This window comes from Brevibacillus sp. B_LB10_24 (assembly GCF_046036945.1).
GTDB lineage: Bacteria > Bacillota > Bacilli > Brevibacillales > Brevibacillaceae > Brevibacillus_C.
Window position 1 is genome coordinate 1 of record NZ_JBJQOQ010000070.1, and the last position, 3,193, is coordinate 3,193.

Consider the following 3,193-nt stretch of genomic DNA (forward strand, 5'->3'; position numbering starts at 1 on the left):
CTCTTCGTCCGCCTCGGACAGAGGCTGGGGAAATGCGTTGTTTTTCACATAAGCGACAAAGGTAACCAGCTCTTTAAATAAGAGCGATAAAACCATAAAGATACTGGACACGGCTGCACCTCCTCCATTTGGATGCCTGCTACTCCTATCCTTATGTGGGCTGGTGCCTACGTGTGCCTGTACCTGCGAAATCGGGACAAATAGCGGGAGTGTTTGAAACAATGCTGCGTCCTTCCCCCAAAAGGGTATTTTCTGGACTAGGAATATGCGGATGCAGCACTTCGTAATCCGAGCCAAGCGCAGAATGCAAATAGGCGATCAAGATACCGTTTCATGAACAGGAACAAAGTTCGGATTCATTGTTAGCTTTCTTGGCATTTTTTCCCCTCAATGCGTTTTACGGGGTCTGTCACATGCCCTCATAGGATGAATATGACTTGTTTATTGATCAATCATTGCCTTAACACCTATAGATTCCAACCAATCCATGACGCACTCGCGATTTCGACTTTCTACAAATTGATAATATCTCGTTAACTCACTACTACCAGAAGATAACGCATCCTTGAACCTTCGAAAAATCTTCTTATCGCCGATCAATATACGAATCAAAGAAGATCTTAATTCTTCATCTGCGACCGTTTCTGCAAAATCAACCATATCCGCATACCCATCATGCGATTCCCGATGAGGTATCCGAAAATAGATTTCATTAAACCCTTCTTCAATGGCCTCGCTTAATTCTTCGTCCTCTTCATCCCTGTCAAAGGTGTTTAATATAACAACTTCGCCTGTTTCTATATTCAGGAAGTTATCTATTCCCTCGACATCTATATCGTAGGCATCCACAAGCTCCTGAAACTGCTGCTCCGTCAATTTCAATTCTATCATATTGACTCTTTCGTCCCTCACATCCAGGTCCGATCCACTGCTTTGTTCCGCCTTATATTCTTCCCAAGTAATTCCAAAAGGAAATCCACCAGCCGTATAACCTGCAATAAAATAAAAATTCTCGTCCTGTTCAAAAAGCCCCGTTGTATCTGTTTTCTTCTTGGACCCTTTCTTTTTCTTTCTGCCGCTCATAAATCTTACCTCCTAACTAAATCCACCGTAATTGAGCGTGAAGATCAGCCAAATTCTCATGGAAGCCCCAGCCGATCCCTTCCGTTTTCGAGATAATCTCCTCGATTCGCTCCTCATATTCGTCGAACAACTCGGCTGTTTCATCATCATTCACTATACCAATAATGTCAGCATACATGGATGCCATACTGTAATAAAACCGTTCATCGATATCTCCATAGTTCAATGTGAAAGAGACGCCCATTTCGACGTAGATCAGCTTCAGTTCCAGGCTATACTTGACGCTTCCGGTCAATCGCTGAAATTCAGAAATCGCATGTTTCGCCTCTTGAAGTCTTAACTTTCCATGACCACGTTCAGGGAAAAATTCGTTTTCGATCTTTTTTCGATACTCATGAAATAGAGACTCAACCGCTTCGTCACCTAGAATTTTTACAGAAAGAAACTTCTCCATTTCTTTACTCGCACTATAACACGCCTTAACCAACTCAATGAGCTGATCATTTCCTAGTTGTTTCAAATGCTTATTCAGAGCAGACTTCGTAATCTTCACTGGCTTCTTGCCCGAAGGCCGTTGAAGAAGTGATTTAGGAATTAGCTTGTCCTTTTGCTTTTGAAGCTCGAGGTTCACTTCCTCGCAAGAAAAATATTCGGGATCGTATCCCTCTCTGATCCAATCAATAAATTGATCACGCTCCGGATGATTCGAAGTAAACAGCACCTCCAGCATATGTTGATGTCCCCAAACGCCCCCCACATCTTCCTGCGGACAGCTTCGGGCTCCTCCAAGACACAATGGTGCATGGTCGGAAACCGTAACCGAATCTATCTTGATCAACGTAATCGTATGCTTCCAATCATCGCCAAAATCATAGACGTATGTAAAAACGGTATCCTCTTCGTTTACATGCTTTTGAACGATTTCTCTCCGTGCATTCAGCACCTCGTGGTCTTCCATATCCGTAAATGTTGGATCAGGTAGCCCGAACACCTTTTCGTTCACATGAAACTCGTATAAGTGGTAATTTTCCCATCCCATGACCGTTTGGATGATTTTGTGAAGCTGATGAAACGTCACTTCCGGGTGAAATCGAAATTCTCGCCATATCTTCGGGTTAATATCATTGAGTTCGATTCTGCAAATATAAACCATTATCGTTACTTCTCCTTTCGGAAACTCCGTACATATAAACAAACCCATTGTACCCTCGATGGAGTTACAATGGGTAAGCTAATTTCGTTCATTTCCATTCTTCTTCGCGCATCTTTTTAATTTCGCAGGTAAGCTACCGGCCGTAATATTTATTTCTCACCAGGAAACAAAACAGCAATAATCCTAATTTCATTCTCATGCTGTTCGAAATAAACCCTAAACCTCTTTATAACGATACGCGACACTCCTGCATAAGTACCGTCTTCTTCCTTAAAAGCTTTACGTAAGATCGGATTGGAAAGTAGGCCTTCTGTTTCAAGAATTAATTGAGATATGAAATCAAACGTTTCCTCAGGTGAAAAACGCTCGCTACGAAACTGGGAAAGTTTGTTTCTTACCGCCGGAGACCATAGAACTACACGGGTCATTATCGAAAATCCTCGGTAGAAATGGACTTCAGTATTTCCGATGTACTCATGGCTTTGCCTAGCTTGAATTCTTTCCTGCTTTGTTCAATCATGGCTTTCAGTTCCGCATTTGCTTCAACATCAGCCTGAATCGATCGCTGCTCTTCCTCTTGCAAGACGAGAGTGAACGTTCCTTTTCCTGGAATATGAAATTGGTACACGGAGTTGTCGCGGCTCATATTCGCGATGTTCTCCATCAATTCTTCCGGTGAATTTACCTTTTCCATTCGATATCACTCCCATCGTAAGCATTTCCCCTAACCAATATGCAACAAAACATCAATGTTATCAACATTATAACATAACACAACTCCAAATCCGTAAAGCAGATAAGCCGCCTCTCTCGGACCAGCTTTACCAACCCTAACTGCTTGTCCTCCCTTACCGTACAATCCGCCCGTTGCACACAAATCGCGCTGTTTTCTGACGTTGTTTTGTGTTCACTATATGGGCAACCAGCCGCAGATTGTGCTCAATCAGCTTGTTGCGC

Annotated in this window: 4 protein-coding genes; all 4 read right to left on the reverse strand. The window is 42.8% G+C overall.

The window, feature by feature from the left end; all coding sequences use genetic code 11:
- Positions 1 to 441: 441 nt before the first annotated feature.
- The 4 genes from ACI7RC_RS27615 to ACI7RC_RS27630 all read right to left on the reverse strand — a co-directional run bounded on the left by ACI7RC_RS27615 (position 442) and on the right by ACI7RC_RS27630 (position 2,930).
- Positions 442 to 1,083 (reverse strand): UPF0158 family protein, encoded by a 642-nt coding sequence (locus ACI7RC_RS27615; protein ID WP_408111365.1) that lies wholly within the window; start codon positions 1,081 to 1,083, stop codon positions 442 to 444.
- A 16-nt stretch (positions 1,084 to 1,099) separates the two neighbouring features.
- The gene (locus ACI7RC_RS27620; protein WP_408111366.1) at positions 1,100 to 2,236 is read right to left on the reverse strand and encodes a DUF6155 family protein; all 1,137 of its coding nucleotides are present in this window, start codon (positions 2,234 to 2,236) and stop codon (positions 1,100 to 1,102) included.
- A 149-nt stretch (positions 2,237 to 2,385) separates the two neighbouring features.
- Positions 2,386 to 2,664, reverse strand: coding sequence for a hypothetical protein (locus ACI7RC_RS27625; protein ID WP_408111367.1), 279 nt, complete (start codon positions 2,662 to 2,664; stop codon positions 2,386 to 2,388).
- Positions 2,664 to 2,930, reverse strand: coding sequence for a hypothetical protein (locus ACI7RC_RS27630; RefSeq protein WP_408111368.1), 267 nt, complete (start codon positions 2,928 to 2,930; stop codon positions 2,664 to 2,666). The genes ACI7RC_RS27625 and ACI7RC_RS27630 overlap by 1 nt, the downstream gene beginning before the upstream one ends.
- Positions 2,931 to 3,193 lie beyond the last annotated feature (263 nt).

Bases quoted from the DNA above. Each gene is read 5' to 3' on its own strand.
- ACI7RC_RS27630 (WP_408111368.1), bottom strand. From the start codon at position 2,930: ATGGAAAAGGTAAATTCACCGGAAGAATTGATGGAGAACATCGCGAAT.
- ACI7RC_RS27625 (WP_408111367.1), bottom strand. From the start codon at position 2,664: ATGACCCGTGTAGTTCTATGGTCTCCGGCGGTAAGAAACAAACTTTCC.
- ACI7RC_RS27620 (WP_408111366.1), bottom strand. From the start codon at position 2,236: ATGGTTTATATTTGCAGAATCGAACTCAATGATATTAACCCGAAGATA.
- ACI7RC_RS27615 (WP_408111365.1), bottom strand. From the start codon at position 1,083: ATGAGCGGCAGAAAGAAAAAGAAAGGGTCCAAGAAGAAAACAGATACA.